Genomic DNA, 16,916 nt, shown 5'->3' on the forward strand with positions numbered 1-16,916 from the left:
TCCGCCAGGATGACGTGGGGCCTGCGCGCCTTCGGGTTGGGCATGGCGCTGCTGGTCTGGCTCGCCATGGGCCAGGCCGACGGGCTGTCGTCGGACGCGCGCTGGGTGGCGACGATCGCCACCCTGATGGCGATCTGGTGGATGACCGAGGCGATTCCGCTGTCGGCCACGGCCCTGTTGCCGATCGTGTTGATCCCGATGCTGACGGAGCGCACCGTCGGCCAGGCCACGGCGCCCTACGCCAGCTCCATCGTGTTTCTGTTCCTCGGCGGCTTCCTGATCGCCATCGCCATGGAGAAATGGAACCTTCACCGCCGCATCGCGCTGCTGACGCTCGCCCGGGTCGGGGTCGAGCCGAAGCGGATCGTGCTCGGCATGATGCTCGCCACGGGTTTCCTGTCGATGTGGGTCTCGAACACCGCGACGACGCTGATGATGCTGCCGATCGGGCTCTCCGTGCTCCGCCTGGTGGCGGAGCGCAGCGGCGAGTCCCTGGAAACCGTCTCCCCCGGCCATGACCCCGCAGGCCACGAGCACGACCACCACCGGGCCGGCCACGTTGACTTCATCTTCGACGATAACATCAAGCGGTTCGGTGTCTGCCTGCTCCTCGCGATCGCCTGGTCGGCGAGCATGGGCGGCCTCGGCACCCTGCTGGGTAGCCCACCGAACGCCATCGTCGCCGGCTATGCTGCCGACGAGCTGGGTCGCACCATCGGCTTCCTCGAGTGGATGATGCTCGGCGTGCCGCTGGGCCTTACCTTCATCCTGGTGGGTTGGGTGCTGATGACCCGCGTGCTCTACCGCTTCAATGTCGCGGAAATCCCCGGCGGCAAGGAGATGATCGACGGCGAGATCCACAAGCTCGGTCCGTTCAGTCAGGGCGAGAAGATGGTGATGATCGTCTTCTGCTCGGCGGCATTCCTGTGGGTCGTGCCCGGGCTGCTCGCCACTATCCCGGGGGTGGGTGAGCGGCTGGGGCCGCTGGGCAACCTCGACGACACCGCCATCGCCGTCGCCGCCGGCATCGCGATGTTCATCCTGCCCGGGAGGGGCCGCAGCGAGGCGGTGCTGAACTGGCAGGATGCCGAGGACGGGCTGCCCTGGGGCGTATTGCTGCTGTTCGGCGGCGGTCTGAGCCTCGCCGGCGCGGTGGCAGCGACCGGCCTTGACGGCTGGTTCGGCGAGCAGATCACCGGGTTGCAGGTGCTACCGATCCTGCTGCTGGTCGCCGCCGTGACCACGCTCGTGCTGTTCCTCACGGAGGTGACCAGCAACACGGCCACGGCCGCGACCTTCATCCCCGTGCTCGGGGGCGTGGCGGTCGGCATCGGCGCCGACGCGATGACGCTGCTGATCCCGGCGGCCTTCGCCGCGACCTGCGCCTTCATGCTGCCGGTCGGCACGCCGCCGAACGCCATCGTCTTCGGCACCGGTGCGGTCACCATCGGCCAGATGGCGCGCGGCGGGGTCGTACTCAACGTCATCGGGATCGCCTTGATCACCCTCTTCTGCTACATGCTCGGCGGCTTCGCGCTCGGGCTGCAGTTCTGATCCCCGGCGGTACAGGCAGTCAATAGCCACTGCCGTACCGCTTCAGTAGAATGCCCTCAGCCCCCTGGCCGAGCAGCACCCTGCCAGCCCCGGTCGCGATTGGGAGCCCCAGCCGATTGGGGAGCAAGCCTGCATTCCAGCCACCCAACCAAAATGTAACTTGCTGATTGTTAATCAAAAAACTATCGCCACCCCATTTCAAGATCCAGACTAACGAGTCGAGGTACGGATGACGGCAAGCCGGGCGGTGTCCTGTCGAACGCCTCTCCCCGCCGCCTCGCGGTGGGTGCGGCTGGCGGCACTGGTCGCCTGGCTGGTCGCGCCCCTGCCGGGCTGGGGGCAGGCCGAGCCGGACGCTCCCGATGGCGCCAGGGAGGTCATCGTCGTCGGTGGCGATCATTACCACCCGCCCTACGAGTTCCTCGACGAGGACGGCGAGCCAGCCGGCTATAACGTGGAGCTGACCCGGGCCATCGCCGAGGTCATGGGCATCGAGGTGCGCATCGAACTGAAGCCGTGGAGCGAGGTACGCCGTGAGCTGGAGCAGGGCGAGATCGACATTCTCCAGGGCATGTCCTATTCCGAGGCGCGTACCGCACACTTCGACTTCACGCCGCCCCACGCCATCGTCCATCAATCGATCTTCGCCCGCCGCGGCGACCCGGTGGTGGAAGTCGAGGAGCTGCACGGCAAGGAGGTGATCGTCCAGCGCAGCGACATCATGCACGACTACCTGATCGAGCACGACATCGGCGCCGTGGTGATCCCCGTGGACACCCACGCCGACGCGCTGCGGGCGCTGGCCGCCGGCCAGCACGATTATGCCCTGGTCGCCAACCTGCCCGCGCTCTACCTCAGCCGCGAGCTGGGTCTGACCAACCTGGTGCCGGTGGCGCGGCCCTTCTCGCTGCGCTACGGCTACGCGGTGAGGCAGGGCGATGCGAACCTGCTCGCCAAGTTCAGCGAGGGGCTCGCCATCCTCAAGAACACCGGCCGTCACCAGGCGATCTACGACAAGTGGCTGGGGCCCCTGGAAGAGACCGGAGGCATCGCCTGGAAGAAGATCGGCCAGGTCGGCGCGGCGCTCTCCGCGCTGCTATTGCTGGTACTAGGCGCCATCGTGATCTGGAACCGGACGCTCAAGCGACAGGTCGCCAGCCGGACCGCGGAGCTGCACCAGCATCAGCAGCAACTGATCCAGGCCGACAAGATGGCTTCCCTCGGCATTCTCGTCTCGGGCGTCGCCCACGAGATCAACAACCCCAGTAGCCTGCTGCTGCTGAACCTGCCGGTGCTGCGCGACGCCTATGCCGACGCCGAGCCGATTCTCGAGGCCCACTACCGCACTCACGGCGATTTCCCGTTCGGCGGGCTGCCCTATTCACGCATGCGCGAGGAGCTTCCCTGCATGATCGACGACATGCAGGAGGGCACCCGTCGCATCAAGCGCATCGTCGGCGATCTCAAGGAATTCGCCCGCCAGGGCGGTGACGAACAGGGCGAGAGCTTCGATCTCAATGCGGTGGTGGGCACCGCCATTCGCCTGGTCGATAGCTCGATTCGCAAGGCCACCCGGCGCTTCGCCACGCACTACGCGGAGGATCTGCCCGCCATCGAAGGCAATGCCCAGCGCATCGAGCAGGTGGTGATCAACCTGGTGCTCAACGCCTGCCAGGCGCTACAGGACCCGGCACAGGGCATTCAATTGACGACGCGCTACGATAGCGACACGGGCAGGGTCGTGCTGGAGGTCCGCGACGAGGGTCGGGGCATAGAGCCCGAAGCAATGAGCCGGCTGACGGACCCCTTCTTCACCACCCGGCGAGAATGCGGCGGCACCGGGCTGGGGCTGTCCGTCTCCGCCGGCATCGTGCGCGAACACCATGGCACCCTGACCTTCGAGTCGAGCCCGGAAGCGGGCACGACCGTCACCCTCGCCCTGCCGGTGCCACCGCAACCGCCCCCCGCCGAGGCGCCGTCACCCCCGGCGCCGGGCTGAAGCGGTGCGAGCACCGTACGAGAAGCCACGCACTCCTGGACTGTTAGGTGGAAAGCGTCCGATGACGAAGAATCTCTACCCCTCCTTTGGCCTGCTGCTCGTCGATGACGAGCCCTCCTTCCTGCGCAGCCTGAGCATCGCGCTCGAACGCTCGGGCGGCATCACCAACATCTACCGCTGCCAGGACAGCCGGGAGGTCTTGACGCTGCTGGAACGCGAGAACATCGGCCTGGTGACCCTCGACCTGACCATGCCCCACCTCTCGGGCGAGCAGCTGCTGGCCCGCATCGTCGAGGAGCACCCGGATGTCGGCGTGATCGTGATCAGCGGCCTGAACCAGGTGGAAACGGCCGTGAACTGCATCAAGCAGGGCGCCTTCGACTACTTCGTCAAGACCGACGAGGAAGGCCGGCTGCTCGAGGGCATCAAACGCGCCATTCGCCTGCAGGAGCTGCGCCAGGAGAACCAGGAGCTGCGCAAGCGCTTCCTCAACGACACCCTCGAACACCCCGAGGCCTTCGCCCGCATCGTCACCGCCGACAAGGGCATGCGTTCGGTTTTCCAGTACCTGGAGTCGGTGGCGCCCACCAGCCAGCCGATCCTGATCGGCGGGGAGAGCGGCGTGGGCAAGGAGCTGTTCGCCCGCGCGGCCCATGACCTGAGCGGCCGCCAGGGCCCCCTGGTGTGCGTCAACGTGGCGGGGCTCGACGACAACGTCTTCGCCGATACCCTGTTCGGCCACCAGCGGGGCGCCTTCACCGGCGCCGACCAGGAGCGTGCCGGCATGATCGAGCAGGCGGCGGATGGCACCCTCCTGCTCGACGAGATCGGCGACCTGAGCATGGCCTCCCAGGTCAAGCTGCTGCGCCTGTTGCAGGAGGGCGAATACTATCCACTCGGCAGCGACCGCCCCAGGCGCATGCGGGCGCGGGTCGTGGTGGCGACCCACCAGGACCTGGGTGAGAAGCAGCGGGCGGGCACGTTTCGCAAGGACCTCTACTACCGGCTGCGCACCCACCAGGTGCATATCCCGTCGCTGCGACAACGCAAGTCGGACATCCCGCTGCTGCTGGAGCATTTCCTCGCCGAAGCGGCCGACGAGCTCGGCAAGCACAAGCCCTCCTACCCCCCGGAACTGCCGGTACTGCTGACCAACTACGGCTTTCCCGGCAACGTGCGCGAGCTGCGCGCCATGGTCTTCGATGCCATGAGCGTGCACCGCTCCAGGACCCTGTCCATGGAGATCTTCAAGCGCGCCATGCAGCACACGAACGACAGGCCGCTGCCCCACCCCGTCACCCGGCACACCGCGTTCGCGCCCGACGAACCCCTGCCGACACTGCATGCGGTCGCCGACCAGCTGGTCGACGAAGCGATGAAGCGCGCCGAAGGCAACCAGTCCATCGCCTCACGCCTGCTGGGCATCTCCCAGCCGGCGCTGAGCAAGCGGCTGAAGAAGATGCGCGAAGTCGGGCCGGACGACTAGCCGCCAACCCCTATAACCGGCGCCATACCCATAACCATGGTTATAACCTGGCGTATCATGCTGTATTACTTGGCTTTTCCATGCCAACTTCAGGCACCTTGCAGCTCTCGGTTATACCCCTTCGTCTCGCCCCGTCCAGCAGGTCATCGCCAATAGTCTTTCCATAACAACGGGTTAGATTTTTTCGGCCGGATGGCACGCCATTTGCGTTGTATCTGTCGGCTCGTGACGACCCACGAGCCCCGGCTAGCCCTGCAACGACAGAGACGATTAACAACCACGGCGACGGCCAACACGGCCGCTGCGCACCTTTCCATGCCAACAACAACCACCGGTGGAGACTCATGATGCTGGATATCATCAACGACATACTCTGGGGCAAGATACTGATCGTGCTGCTGATCGCGGTCGGCATCGGCTTCACTCTCGCCTCCCGCTTCGTCCAGTTCCGCTACTTCGGTCGCATGTTCCGGATCCTGAGCGCCAGCCAGGCGTTCCGGCGTGACAAGCACGGCCACCTGAGTTCCTTCCAGGCCTTGCTGTTGTCCGTGGCCGGCCGTGTCGGCGGCGGCAACATCGCCGGGGTGGCGGTCGCCATCACCCTCGGCGGCCCCGGGGCCATCTTCTGGATGTGGGTGGTCGGCCTGATGGGCATGGCCACCAGCTACCTGGAATGCACCCTGGCCCAGACCTACAAGACGGCCGAACCCAATGGCACCTACCGCGGTGGGCCGGCGTACTACATCGCCCGCGGGCTGGGCAGCCAATGGCGCTGGCTGGCACTGCTCTACTCGGCACTGCTGCTGGTGACCTTCGGCTTCGGCTTCACCGCCCTGCAGTCCTATGCCGTCGCCACCTCTCTTGACGATGCCTTCGGCGTGCCGGTGCTCTTCACCGGTATCGGCATGGCCGTGATCGTCGGCCTGATCATCTTCGGCGGCGTCAAGCGGATCGCCCGGGTGACGGAGGTCCTGGTACCGGTGATGGCGGGCGGCTACCTGCTGATCGCCATCGTGGTGCTGGCCCTGAACGTCACCCGGATCCCCGAGGTGTTCATGCTGATCGTCCACAGCGCCTTCGGGCTCGAGCAGGCGATCGGCGGCGGCATCGGCGCGGCCATCATGATGGGCGTCAAGCGCGGCCTGTTCTCCAACGAGGCGGGGCTGGGCAGCGCGCCGAACGTGGCGGCGGTCGCCTACGTGCCGCACCCGGCCAACCAGGGCATCGTGCAGGCCTTCTCGGTGTTCATCGATACCCTGATCATCTGCTCGGCCACGGCCTTCATCATCCTGCTCAGCGGTATCTACGACCCGGCCAGTACCGCCGATATCGGCGGCGTGGCGCTGACCCAGGCCTCCCTCGCCGAACACGTGGGCGAATGGGGTCGCAGCTTCGTCAGCATCGCGCTGCTGCTGTTCGGCTTCAGTACCATCCTCTACAACTACTACCTGGGGGAGAACAGCCTCAACTTCTTCAGCCGCCAGAACGTGACGCTGTTCAATGCCTTCCGTGTCGCCATCATCGCGCTGTGCGCCTGGGGCGCCACCACCGACCTGGGCACGGTGTTCGGCTTCGCCGACGTGACCATGGGCTTTCTGGCACTGGCCAACCTCATCGCCCTGATCATGCTGTTCAAGCCCGGCCTCAGGATCATGCGCGACTTCGACGCGCAGATCGCCGCCGGCGTCGAACAGCCCATCTTCGATGCCGGCAAGTTCACCGACCTGGACATCGACCCGGCCGCCTGGGACATCGAGCCCGAGGACCTGCTGGCGCGGCAGCAGCCAGCAGCGGCCGGCCCCTCGTCCAGCTAGGCCTCAACCGGCCCGGCCATGGCCGGGCCTTCCCTCGTCCCTTTCAGGGGTCACGGCGACACATGACTACCCGTACGAAACATGATTCGACCCGAGGCCCGGCGCCATGCTGACGATGCAGTCATGGGTGGAGGAAATAGACCGACGCGCCCGGGAGACGCTGGGGCAGGGCCGCGTCGCCGATTACATCCCGGCGCTCGCGGAGCAGGATGCCAACCGCTTCGGCATCGCGATCTGCACCAACGACGGGGCACGATACACGGCCGGCGATGCCCAGGAGCCGTTCTCCATCCAGAGCCTGTCGAAGGTGTTCCTGCTGACCCTGGCCCTGCGTGCGCACGGGGACGCGCTGTGGCAACGGGTCGGCCTCAACCCCTCGGGAATGCCATTCAACTCCCTGACGCAGTTGGAAGCGGAGCGCGGCAAGCCCAGAAACCCCTTCATCAACGCCGGCGCCATCGTGGTCGCCGACCATCTGGTCAGCGCCTTCGCCACCCCCTCGAAGCACATCCAGGACATCGCCAGGACGCTGTCCGGCAACGCCTCGATCCTGATCGACAGGCACGTGCTGGCCTCGGAATGGCAGCACCGCTCCCGGAATGCCGCCATGGCCTACCTGATGAAGGCCTTCGGCAATATCGACAACGAGGTCGACGCCGTCCTCGACGCCTATTTCTCCTGCTGCTCGCTACGCATGAGCTGCCTCGACCTCGCCGTCGCCATGAACTACCTCGCCGCCGACGGCCACGCCCTGGCGACCGGCAAGTCGTTCATCACACCGGACCTGGCGCGCCGGATCAATTCGATCATGTTCACCTGCGGCATGTACGATGCCGCGGGTGACTTCGCCTACCGCGTGGGCCTGCCGGCCAAGAGCGGCGTCGGGGGCGGCATCGTCGCCATCGTGCCCGGCCGGCTGTCGGTCTGCGCCTGGTCCCCGGCTCTCGACGCGGCCGGCAACTCGGTGGCCGCCCAGCATGCCCTCGAGCTGCTCACCGACAAGCTGGGGGTCCGGATCGCCAATATCGCCCCAGCCGGAGTGGAGGGCGGCTCCAGGTAGAAGCCGGTGGGCATTGTGCGATAATGTACGCCCTTCCTCGAAGCGGCTCGATCGGACCCATGCCCATGGCCCAAGGTACACTCTTCATCGTTTCCGCCCCCTCCGGTGCCGGCAAGACCAGCCTGGTGCGCGAACTGATCGAGAGCCTCGACGGCCTCCGGGTCTCGGTCTCGCACACCACGCGTCAGCGCCGGCCCGGCGAGGTCGACGGCGTCAACTATCACTTCGTCGACGTGCCGGGCTTCGAGGCGATGATCGAACGCGGCGAGTTCTTCGAATACGCCCGGGTATTCGACAACTACTACGGCACCTCCCGCCCGGCCGTGGAATCCATGTTGGCCGCCGGCCAGGACGTCATCCTGGAGATCGACTGGCAGGGCGCACGCCAAGTACGCAGCCAGCTGCCCGAGGCCGTCTCGATCTTCATCCTGCCCCCCTCCCGCAGCGAGCTGGAGCACCGCCTGGCCAGCCGCGGCACCGACGAGCACGCGGTGATCGCCCGCCGCATGCGCGAGGCGGTCAAGGAGATGTCGCACCACGACGAGTACGACTACCTGGTGATCAACGACGACTTCACCACCGCCCTGCGCGAGCTCCAGTCACTGGTCATCGCCCGCCGCCTGACCCTGGCGCGGGTCCGCGAGCGTCACGGCCCCCTGCTCGCTGCCCTCTTGTCAGGTGAGCCGGGCGTCGAGTAACCTATTGGGTCTATCCATTGGTGGAATCCTCGCCCGCGACCACCCTCACCGCGGGCCCCGCGTCGATTCCCCACCGGCATTCAGGAAGGCACCCATGGCGCGAGTCACAGTCGAAGATTGTCTGGAAAACGTCGAAAACCGTTTCAAGCTGGTGATGATCTCCACCCAGCGTGCCCGCCAGCTGGCCCGCGGCTCCCGCGATGCCCTGCTGCCCTGGGAGAACGACAAGGCCACCGTCATGGCCCTGCGCGAGATCGCCGAAGGCCTGATCGACGAGAACGTGCTCGACGAGCCGGTCGAGGCGCCGGTGCGCATCCGCCGCGAACCCGAGCCGGGCTTCGCCGCCGAGGAGTGACCCCGCACGACGGCTTCCCGCCGCCTCATTTCGCAGGGCACTCACGCAGGATTCAGGGCGCGCCGCATGTTCACCATCGATGACCTGGCCGACCGTCTCGGCGGCTACCTTCCTCCCGACGAGATCCAGCAGGTCAAGCGTGCCTTCTACTACGCCGAGCAGGCCCACGATGGCCAGCGGCGTCGCTCCGGCGAGCCCTACGTCACGCATCCATTAGCTGTAGCGAATATTCTCGCCAATATGCACATGGACCATCAGAGCCTGATGGCGGCCATGCTGCACGACGTGATCGAGGATACCGGGGTCGGCAAGGAGGCCCTGGCCGAGCAGTTCGGCAAGCCGGTGGCGGAGCTGGTCGACGGCGTCTCCAAGCTGACCCAGATCACCTTCGAGGACAAGGCGGTCGCCCAGGCCGAGAACTTCCAGAAGATGGTGCTGGCGATGTCCCGGGACATCCGGGTGATCATCGTCAAGCTCGCCGACCGCCTGCACAACATGCGCACCCTGGGCGCCCTGCGCCCCGAGAAGAAGCGCCGCATCGCCCGCGAGACGCTCGAGATCTACGCCCGCATCGCCAGCCGGCTGGGCATCAACACCATCCGCGTGGAGCTCGAGGACCTCTCCTTCCAGGCCCTGCACCCGATGCGCGCCGAGCGCATCAAGCGCGCCGTCTCCAGCGCCCGCGGCAACCGCCGCTCGGCGATCCGCCAGATCCAGAATGCCCTGCAGACGAGCCTCGACGACGAGGGGTTGCCCGGCACGGTGGTCGGCCGCCAGAAACACCTGCTGTCGATCTACAAGAAGATGCGCGACCAGCGCAAGCCGTTCGCCGAGATCATGGACGTCTTCGGCTTCCGCATCATCACCGACGACGTCGACAGCTGCTACCGTATCCTCGGCGTGGTGCACAACCTCTACAAGCCGGTGCCGGGCCGCTTCAAGGACTATATCGCCATCCCCAAGGCCAACGGCTACCAAAGCCTGCACACCACCCTGTTCGGTTCGAGCGGCATGCCCATCGAGGTGCAGATCCGCACCCGCGAGATGGAGGCGATGGCCAACAACGGCATCGCCGCCCACTGGCTCTACAAGGCCGGCCAGACCGAGCACCCCATCGCCGAGGGCAGCCACGCCCGGGCCCGGGCCTGGGTCAAGGGGCTGCTGGAGATGCAGCGCCACGCCGGGGATTCGCTGGAGTTCATCGAGCACGTCAAGAACGACCTCTTCCCCGACGACATCTACGTCTTCACGCCCAAGGGCGACATCATGGAGCTGCCCCAGGGCGCCACGGTGATCGACTTCGCCTACAGCGTGCATACCGATATCGGCAACAGCTGCATCGCCTGCCGCATCGACCGCCACCTGGCACCGCTCTCCACCCGGCTCGAGAGCGGCCAGACCCTGGAGATCATCACCGCCCCCGGCGCCAAGCCCAACCTGGCCTGGCTCAACTTCGTGATCACTGCCAAGGCGCGCTCGGCGATCCGCCATGCCCTGAAGCACCAGCAGCAGACCGAGGCGGTTCAGCTCGGCCGGCGCCTGCTCAACAAGTCACTGGCCGATTTCGAGACCAGCCTGGAGGAGCTGCCCGGCGGCCCGCTCCACACCCTGCTGGCCGAGCTGGCGCTGAAGCACGAGGAGGCTTTGCTCGAGTCCATCGGCCTGGGCACCCGGGTCGCCCACGTGGTGGCACGCCGGCTGATCGACCTGCATCACGGCGAGGCGCGCGAGACGACGGATCGCCAGGGCCGGCCCCACGGTCCCATCGTGATCAGCGGTGCCGAGGGCATGGTGATCAAGTTCGCCCGCTGCTGTCACCCGCTGCCCGGCGACCCGGTGATCGGCCACCTCTCGGTGGGCAAGGGGATCGTGGTGCATCGCACCGAGTGCCGCAATCTCGGCGAACTGAAGAACGACCCGGACAAGCTGTTCCCCCTGGAGTGGTCCGACGAGATCGACGAGGACTTCCCCGTCGCGCTGCGCCTCGAGGTGGAGAGTCGCCGCGGCCTGGTGGCCGAACTCGCCGGCCTGGTCACCGACGCCGGGGCCAACATCGAGCGCATCGGCATCGAGGAGCGTGACGCCCGGCTGTCGATCGTGCACCTGACCCTGGCGGTGCACGACCGCGTGCACCTGGCCAGGATCATCAAGCGCCTGCGCAACCTGTCCCATATCGGCAGGATCTCGCGCGTCGGCAACTGAGTCATTCCCCCAGCGGCCCGCCCCCGTGGCCACGAGGGCGGGCCACGTATTCATCAGTAACCTCAATCGAACGACAACGCGGAGCATTCCATGAGCAACAAGGCCGTGATCAACACCGACCAGGCGCCCGCCGCCATCGGTCCCTACTCCCAGGCCGTCAAGGCCGGCAACACCGTCTACCTCTCCGGCCAGATCCCGCTGGACCCGGCGACCATGACGATCGTCTCCGACGACTTCGAGGCCCAGGCCCGTCAGGTCTTCACCAACCTCAAGGCCGTCTGCGAGGAGGCCGCCGGCTCGCTCGGCGAGATCGTCAAGATCAACCTCTACCTGGTGGACCTGGACAACTTCGCCATCGTCAACCAGGTGATGGAGGAGTTCTTCAGCGCCCCCTTCCCGGCCCGCGCCGCGGTAGGGGTGAAGGCGCTGCCCAAGGGCAGTCAATTCGAGGCAGAGGCGATCATGGTCATCGGCGATTGAGACTCTTCCTGGCGCTGGTGCCGCCGCCCGCACTGCGGGCGCGGCTCGCGGAACTGGCGGATCTCGCCCACGCCCGCTGCGGCGGCCGGCGCATGCCCGACGCGAGCCTGCACCTGACCCTGGCCTTTCTCGGCGAGGTGCACGAGGCGCAGGCCGTCGCGCTGGGCGGCTGGGTGCGTTCGCTGGAGATCCCCCCCGGCGACTGGCGGCTCGATCGCTGGGGCACTTTCCAGCGCCCGGGAATCGTCTGGGTCGGCAGTCGCCACCCGGATCCGCCCCTCGAGGCCCTGCAGCGTCGCCTGTGGGATGAACTGGCGCCGCGGGGCATCGGGGGTCGCCCCGGCCGTTATATCCCCCACGTCACCCTGCTGCGGCGCGCCCACGCCCTCGAGACCGACGGCCTGCCGGACATCCGGCTCGACTGGTCCTATAATCAGCTTGAGCTTATTCACTCCATCACCGACGCCCGGGGCGCTCGCTATGCCACCCTGGCGCGGTCAGGGAGCCCTTGAACCGCCGGTGGAAAAACAGAGGGAGAAGGGAATGTCCCCCAGGACAGGCAGGGCGATCGTCACCGCGTTGGCGGCACTACTGGGCAGCGCGCCCGCCATGGCCGACTGGTATGTCGCCGCCGGCGCCTCCAGCGAATCCACGGCAGCCCTGACGGTCGAGATCGATCGGATGATCGGGCTCGAGCGCTTCCATCCGCGCCTCGACCTGCGGCTGGCCACCGGCCTGTTGCTGCTGTCCAGCCGCGAGAAGGACGGCAACGCGGCCTGGCTGCTCTCCCCGGCGCTGCGCTACACCTTCGCCGGGGAACGCGGGCTCTTCCTCGAGGGGGGGATCGGTGCGGCCCTGTTCCTCGACACCCGGGTCGAATCACGGGAACTCTCCACCGCCTTCCAGTTCGAGGACCGCCTGGCGCTGGGCATGCCGTGGGCCAGCGGCGAACTCTCGCTGGCCCTGACCCACTACTCCAACGGCGGTATCCGGCGCCCCAACGATGGTTTCGAAACCCTGACGCTGGGCTATCGCTTCTCGCTTTGAGCCCGGTCCCTCGAAGGGATCGGGCGCCCGCTCTCCAGTCGGCGGTTTCGAAACCCTGACGCTGGGCTATCGCTTCTCGCTGTGAGCCCGGTCCCCCGAAGGGATCGGGCGCCCGCTCTCCAGTCGGCGGTTTCGAGACCCTGCCGCTGGGCTATCGCTTCTCGCTGTGAGCCCGGTTCGGCGAAGGGAGCCAGCGCTTCTAGCGCTAGACCTTCTCGGGGGCCAGGAAGCCCCCCTCCTTCAACACCTGGGCATAGCCCTCGCGGTAGCTGGGGTAGCGGAAGACGTAGCCACTCTCGAGCAGTCGGGTGTTGTCGCAGCGCTTGCTGGCCCGCCGACGCAGTGGCGACTGGATGGTCTCGGTGGCCTCGACCTTGAGTTGCCTGGCCAGCCAGGTCATCACCTCGTGCAACGGCGCCGGCTCGCAATCGCTGCCGAGATAGAGCTCATGGAGCGACTCGCCGGCCAGGGCGAGATCGATGAGGTGCGCCAGTACCCCGGCGCAGTCGTCGCGATGGATGCGGTTGGTGTACATGGCCGGGCTGGCCGGGGCGATACGCCCCTCGCTCACCTGACGGATCAAGCGGTCGCGTCCGGGGCCGTAGATGCCCGCGAAGCGCACCACGCTGCCCGGCAGCTCGTGCTCGATCAGCGCCTGCTCGGCCTCGCGCATCAGTTGGCCGGAGAAGCCCGAGGGCGCCGTGGGACTGGTCTCGTCGACCCGCTCGCCATCCTGTTGGGCGTAGACGCTGGTCGAGGAGACGAAGAAGACGTGTCTCGGTGCCTTGTCGCGGGCGGCGTACTCGGCCAGCACCGCCTTGAGGCCATCCGGATAGGCGGCCCGATAGGCCTCCTCGTCGAAGTGGTCGGCGGTGGCCACGTAGACCAGCACATCGGCATCCGGGAGCTCGGCCAGGCTCGCCGCCTCCGTCAGGTCGGCCGAGATGGCCTCGATGCCACTATCTTCACCTGCCAGGGCCGCGGTGTTGCGCCGCACGCCGACCACCCGCTGGCCCGCCTGCCGAAGGTGCCGTCCCAGGGTCGTGCCGATGTCGCCACAACCCAGAATGAGTGTCGTCTTCTTCACCTTTCCTTCGCCCCCTGATAAAAAGTCCCTATTGGCATTATTCTTTCCCTGTGCTTCATGCCCCGTACCTCGGGGCAATACCCGTATCGAGAGGATGCCTACCGGCACCAAGATGACTCTAACAGAACTTCGCTACATCGTAACCCTGGCCCAGGAACGCCACTTCGGTCGCGCCGCCGAGCGCTGCTTCGTGTCGCAGCCGACCCTCTCGGTGGCGGTCAAGAAACTCGAGGAGGAGCTTGGCGTGGCGCTGTTCGAGCGTTCGAAGTCCACCGTCCAGGTCACGCCCATGGGCGAGAAGATCGTCGAGCAGGCCCAGCGCGTGCTGGAACAGAGCAGCGTGATCAAGGAGCTGGCCACGGCCGGACGCGACCAACTGGCCAGCCCGCTGCGCATCGGTGCCATCTATACCATCGGCCCCTACCTGTTCCCGCACCTGGTGCCGGCCCTGGCGGCCAGCGCCCCGCAGATGCCGCTCTACATCGAGGAGGGCTTCACCGGCAACCTGAGGCGCAAGCTGAGAAACGGCGAGCTCGACGCCATCATCATCGCCCTGCCCTTCACCGAGACCGACGTGGTCACCAAGGCCCTCTACGACGAGGAGTTCGAGGTGCTGATCCCGGCCGACCACCCGTGGGTCGAGCGCACGAGCATCGACAAGGAGGCCCTGCTCGACGAGCGCCTGCTGCTGCTGGGCGAGGGCCACTGCTTTCGCGACCAGATCCTCGAGGCCTGCCCGGCGATCAGCCACAAGCTCAACAGTCCCAGCAACACCCTCACCGCCGAAGGCGGCTCGCTGGAGACCATCCGCCATATGGTGGCCTCCAAACTCGGCATCACGGTACTGCCGCGCTCGGCCATCGGCACCGGCCACTACGAGAGCGGCCTGCTGAGCAGCCGGCCGTTCAGCCCGCCGGCCCCATCGCGCACCGTGGCCATCGCCTGGCGGGCCAGCTTCCCGCGGCCCAGGGCCATCGACGCCGTGACCGATGCCATCGCCCGCTGCCGCCAGGCCGAACCCGAGCCGGCATGAGCGCTGACACCAATGCTCTTGACGCGCCGGTCACGTCACTCAAGGGGGTCGGCGAGGCGTTGTCGCTGAAGCTGGCGCGGCTGCGTATCGCCAGCGTGGCCGACCTGCTGTTTCACCTGCCCCTACGCTACCAGGATCGCACCCGCATCACCCCCATCCGCACCCTGCGTGCCGGTCACGAGGCGGTGGTGGAGGGCGAGGTGGTGGCCGGTGAAGTGGTCCGTGGCCGCCGGCGCAGCCTGCTGGTGCGGTTGCGCGACGGCTCCGGCATCCTCAGCCTGCGCTTCTTCCACTTCTCGCCGGCCCAGCAGCAGCAGTTCCATCCCGGCGCGCGAGTGCGCTGCTTCGGCGAGGCCCGCGCCGGGGCCACTGGCCTGGAGCTCTACCACCCCGAGTATCGGTTGCTCGGTACCGGCGCCCCGCCGGTGGAGGATCACCTGACGCCGATCTACCCCACCACCGAGGGACTCCACCAGACCCGATTGCGACCGCTGATCGAGCAGGCCCTCGCGTGCCTCGATGCCGCCCCGGGGGCGCTGCCCGACTGGATTCCCGAAGCGCTGCGCCGGCGTTTCGACCTGCTCGAGCTGCACCACTGCCTGCGAACCCTGCACCAGCCGCCTGCGGAGGCCGACCCAGAACTGCTCGCCAGCGGCCGTCACCCGGCCAGCCGTCGCCTGGCCCTGGAGGAGCTGCTCGCCCACCAGCTCAGCCTGCGCGAGGTGCGCCTGCGCATCCAGGCCGATGGTGCACCCGCCCTGCCCTCGGGACGCAGCCTGCAGGCGCGCTTTCTCACCCAGTTGCCCTTCTCGCTGACCGGCGCCCAACGCCGGGTGCTCGACGAGATCGCCGCCGACCTGGCCCGCGAGGTGCCCATGCTGCGCCTGGTACAGGGCGACGTGGGCTCGGGCAAGACGGTGGTGGCGGCGATGGCGGCGCTGTCGGCCATCGCCGGCGACTGCCAGGCGGCGATGATGGCGCCCACCGAGCTCCTCGCCGAGCAGCACTTTCGCGCCTTTCGTGCCTGGTTCGAGCCGCTCGGCATCGAGGTCGCCTGGCTGGCCGGCAAGCTCAAGGGCAAGGCGCGGCTGGACACCAAGGCGGCGATCCTCGACGGCCGGGCGCGCATGGTGGTGGGCACCCATGCCCTGTTCCAGGGCGATGTCCACTTCCAGCGCCTGGGGCTGGCCATCGTCGACGAGCAGCACCGTTTCGGCGTGCACCAGCGCCTGGCGCTGCGCGAGAAGGGCGAGGCCGGGGGGCTGACGCCGCACCAGCTGGTGATGACCGCCACCCCCATTCCCCGCACCCTGGCGATGAGCGCCTATGCCGACCTGGATGTCTCGGTGATCGACGAGCTGCCCCCCGGCCGCACCCCGGTGAAGACGGTGGTGGTGCCCGACGAGCGCCGTCCCGAGGTGGTGGCGCGTATCCGCCACGCCTGCGCCGAGGGCCGCCAGGCCTACTGGGTCTGCACCCTGATCGAGGAGTCCGAGGCGCTGCAGTGCCAGGCCGCCGAGGCGACCCGCGACGAACTCACCGAGGCGCTGCCGGAGCTTGCCATCGGCCTGGTCCACGGGCGCATGAAGGCCGGCGAGAAGGCCGAGGTGATGGACGCCTTCAAGGCCGGCGAGCTCGACCTGCTGGTGGCCACCACGGTGATCGAGGTGGGCGTCGACGTGCCCAACGCCAGCCTGATGATCATCGAGAACCCGGAACGGCTGGGGCTCTCCCAGCTCCACCAGCTGCGCGGCCGGGTCGGCCGCGGCTCCACCGAGAGCTTCTGCGTGCTGCTCTACCACGGCCCGCTGTCGGCCCACTCCCGGGAACGCCTGTCGGTGATGCGCGAGACCACCGACGGCTTCCGCATCGCCGAGAAGGACCTGGCGCTGCGCGGCCCCGGCGAGGTGCTGGGCACCCGCCAGACGGGGCTCGCCCAGATGAAGATCGCCGACCTGGAGCGCGACGCCGACCTGCTCGAGCGGGTCTCGCCACTGGCCGAGGCACTGCTCGCCAGCCACCCCGAAGCGAGCCGTCCGCTGATCCGCCGCTGGCTGGGCGAGGAGGCCGGGCGCTACGGGCAGGTGTAAACGCCCGGCGC

At 67.6% G+C, this 16,916-nt stretch carries 14 protein-coding genes; 13 read left to right on the forward strand and 1 reads right to left on the reverse strand.

The annotated features are described in order from the left end of the window. The first annotated feature begins 9 nt into the window (after positions 1–9). From QLQ85_RS21350 to QLQ85_RS21400, 11 genes are all read left to right on the forward strand, one after another. Positions 10–1,554, forward strand: a complete 1,545-nt coding sequence (locus QLQ85_RS21350; RefSeq protein ID WP_282740840.1) for an SLC13 family permease — start codon at positions 10–12, stop codon at positions 1,552–1,554. A gap of 229 nt (positions 1,555–1,783) precedes the next feature. Next, entirely contained in the window at positions 1,784–3,553 is a 1,770-nt protein-coding gene (locus tag QLQ85_RS21355; protein WP_282740841.1) for a transporter substrate-binding domain-containing protein, read from the forward strand. 61 nt (positions 3,554–3,614) lie between these two features. Further along, positions 3,615–5,039: a sigma-54-dependent transcriptional regulator gene (locus QLQ85_RS21360; protein WP_282740842.1), complete on the forward strand. Its 1,425-nt coding sequence runs from the start codon at positions 3,615–3,617 to the stop codon at positions 5,037–5,039. A gap of 347 nt (positions 5,040–5,386) precedes the next feature. Then, positions 5,387–6,853 carry an alanine/glycine:cation symporter family protein gene (locus tag QLQ85_RS21365; protein WP_282740843.1) on the forward strand — a complete coding sequence of 489 codons (1,467 nt, stop codon included), beginning with the start codon at positions 5,387–5,389 and terminating at the stop codon, positions 6,851–6,853. Between the two features lie 106 nt (positions 6,854–6,959). Beyond that, positions 6,960–7,913 (forward strand): glutaminase B, encoded by a 954-nt coding sequence (glsB, locus tag QLQ85_RS21370; RefSeq protein WP_326521392.1) that lies wholly within the window; start codon positions 6,960–6,962, stop codon positions 7,911–7,913. Positions 7,914–7,978: 65 nt separating this feature from the next. Further along, positions 7,979–8,611, forward strand: a complete 633-nt coding sequence (gene gmk / locus QLQ85_RS21375; RefSeq protein WP_282740844.1) for a guanylate kinase — start codon at positions 7,979–7,981, stop codon at positions 8,609–8,611. A 94-nt stretch (positions 8,612–8,705) separates the two neighbouring features. Beyond that, positions 8,706–8,966 (forward strand): DNA-directed RNA polymerase subunit omega, encoded by a 261-nt coding sequence (gene rpoZ, locus QLQ85_RS21380; protein ID WP_102626582.1) that lies wholly within the window; start codon positions 8,706–8,708, stop codon positions 8,964–8,966. 66 nt (positions 8,967–9,032) lie between these two features. Continuing rightward, positions 9,033–11,168: a RelA/SpoT family protein gene (locus tag QLQ85_RS21385; protein ID WP_282740845.1), complete on the forward strand. Its 2,136-nt coding sequence runs from the start codon at positions 9,033–9,035 to the stop codon at positions 11,166–11,168. Positions 11,169–11,258: 90 nt separating this feature from the next. Continuing rightward, the gene (locus QLQ85_RS21390) at positions 11,259–11,648 is read left to right on the forward strand and encodes a RidA family protein (protein ID WP_282740846.1); all 390 of its coding nucleotides are present in this window, start codon (positions 11,259–11,261) and stop codon (positions 11,646–11,648) included. Continuing rightward, complete coding sequence (gene thpR / locus QLQ85_RS21395) at positions 11,645–12,160, forward strand: RNA 2',3'-cyclic phosphodiesterase (protein WP_282740847.1); 516 nt, start codon at positions 11,645–11,647, stop codon at positions 12,158–12,160. Before QLQ85_RS21390 ends, thpR begins: the two co-directional genes overlap by 4 nt. Before the next feature lie 31 nt (positions 12,161–12,191). Further along, positions 12,192–12,695 (forward strand): acyloxyacyl hydrolase, encoded by a 504-nt coding sequence (locus QLQ85_RS21400; RefSeq protein ID WP_282740848.1) that lies wholly within the window; start codon positions 12,192–12,194, stop codon positions 12,693–12,695. Between the two features lie 205 nt (positions 12,696–12,900). Here QLQ85_RS21400 and QLQ85_RS21405 read toward each other — a convergent pair whose 3' ends face one another. Further along, a complete protein-coding gene (locus QLQ85_RS21405) occupies positions 12,901–13,782 on the reverse strand; it encodes an SDR family oxidoreductase (RefSeq protein WP_282740849.1) in 882 nt (293 codons plus the stop codon). A gap of 112 nt (positions 13,783–13,894) precedes the next feature. Here QLQ85_RS21405 and QLQ85_RS21410 point away from each other — a divergent pair, with 112 nt between their 5' ends. Together QLQ85_RS21410 and recG are read left to right on the forward strand one after the other, a co-directional pair. Then, on the forward strand, positions 13,895–14,815 hold the full coding sequence (locus tag QLQ85_RS21410) for a hydrogen peroxide-inducible genes activator (RefSeq protein ID WP_282722561.1): 921 nt from the start codon (positions 13,895–13,897) through the stop codon (positions 14,813–14,815). Further along, entirely contained in the window at positions 14,812–16,905 is a 2,094-nt protein-coding gene (recG, locus tag QLQ85_RS21415; RefSeq protein ID WP_282740850.1) for an ATP-dependent DNA helicase RecG, read from the forward strand. Before QLQ85_RS21410 ends, recG begins: the two co-directional genes overlap by 4 nt. Positions 16,906–16,916 lie beyond the last annotated feature (11 nt).

It is taken from the genome of Halomonas kalidii, assembly GCF_030010475.1.
In the GTDB taxonomy this organism is placed as follows: Bacteria; Pseudomonadota; Gammaproteobacteria; order Pseudomonadales; family Halomonadaceae; genus Halomonas; species Halomonas heilongjiangensis.

Excerpts from the sequence above, each read along its gene's own strand:
- QLQ85_RS21350 (WP_282740840.1), top strand. The coding sequence starts at position 10 with ATGACGTGGGGCCTGCGCGCCTTCGGGTTGGGCATGGCGCTGCTGGTC.
- QLQ85_RS21355 (WP_282740841.1), top strand. The coding sequence starts at position 1,784 with ATGACGGCAAGCCGGGCGGTGTCCTGTCGAACGCCTCTCCCCGCCGCC.
- QLQ85_RS21360 (WP_282740842.1), top strand. The coding sequence starts at position 3,615 with ATGACGAAGAATCTCTACCCCTCCTTTGGCCTGCTGCTCGTCGATGAC.
- QLQ85_RS21365 (WP_282740843.1), top strand. The coding sequence starts at position 5,387 with ATGCTGGATATCATCAACGACATACTCTGGGGCAAGATACTGATCGTG.
- glsB (WP_326521392.1), top strand. The coding sequence starts at position 6,960 with ATGCTGACGATGCAGTCATGGGTGGAGGAAATAGACCGACGCGCCCGG.
- gmk (WP_282740844.1), top strand. The coding sequence starts at position 7,979 with ATGGCCCAAGGTACACTCTTCATCGTTTCCGCCCCCTCCGGTGCCGGC.
- rpoZ (WP_102626582.1), top strand. The coding sequence starts at position 8,706 with ATGGCGCGAGTCACAGTCGAAGATTGTCTGGAAAACGTCGAAAACCGT.
- QLQ85_RS21385 (WP_282740845.1), top strand. The coding sequence starts at position 9,033 with ATGTTCACCATCGATGACCTGGCCGACCGTCTCGGCGGCTACCTTCCT.
- QLQ85_RS21390 (WP_282740846.1), top strand. The coding sequence starts at position 11,259 with ATGAGCAACAAGGCCGTGATCAACACCGACCAGGCGCCCGCCGCCATC.
- QLQ85_RS21400 (WP_282740848.1), top strand. The coding sequence starts at position 12,192 with ATGTCCCCCAGGACAGGCAGGGCGATCGTCACCGCGTTGGCGGCACTA.
- QLQ85_RS21410 (WP_282722561.1), top strand. The coding sequence starts at position 13,895 with ATGACTCTAACAGAACTTCGCTACATCGTAACCCTGGCCCAGGAACGC.
- recG (WP_282740850.1), top strand. The coding sequence starts at position 14,812 with ATGAGCGCTGACACCAATGCTCTTGACGCGCCGGTCACGTCACTCAAG.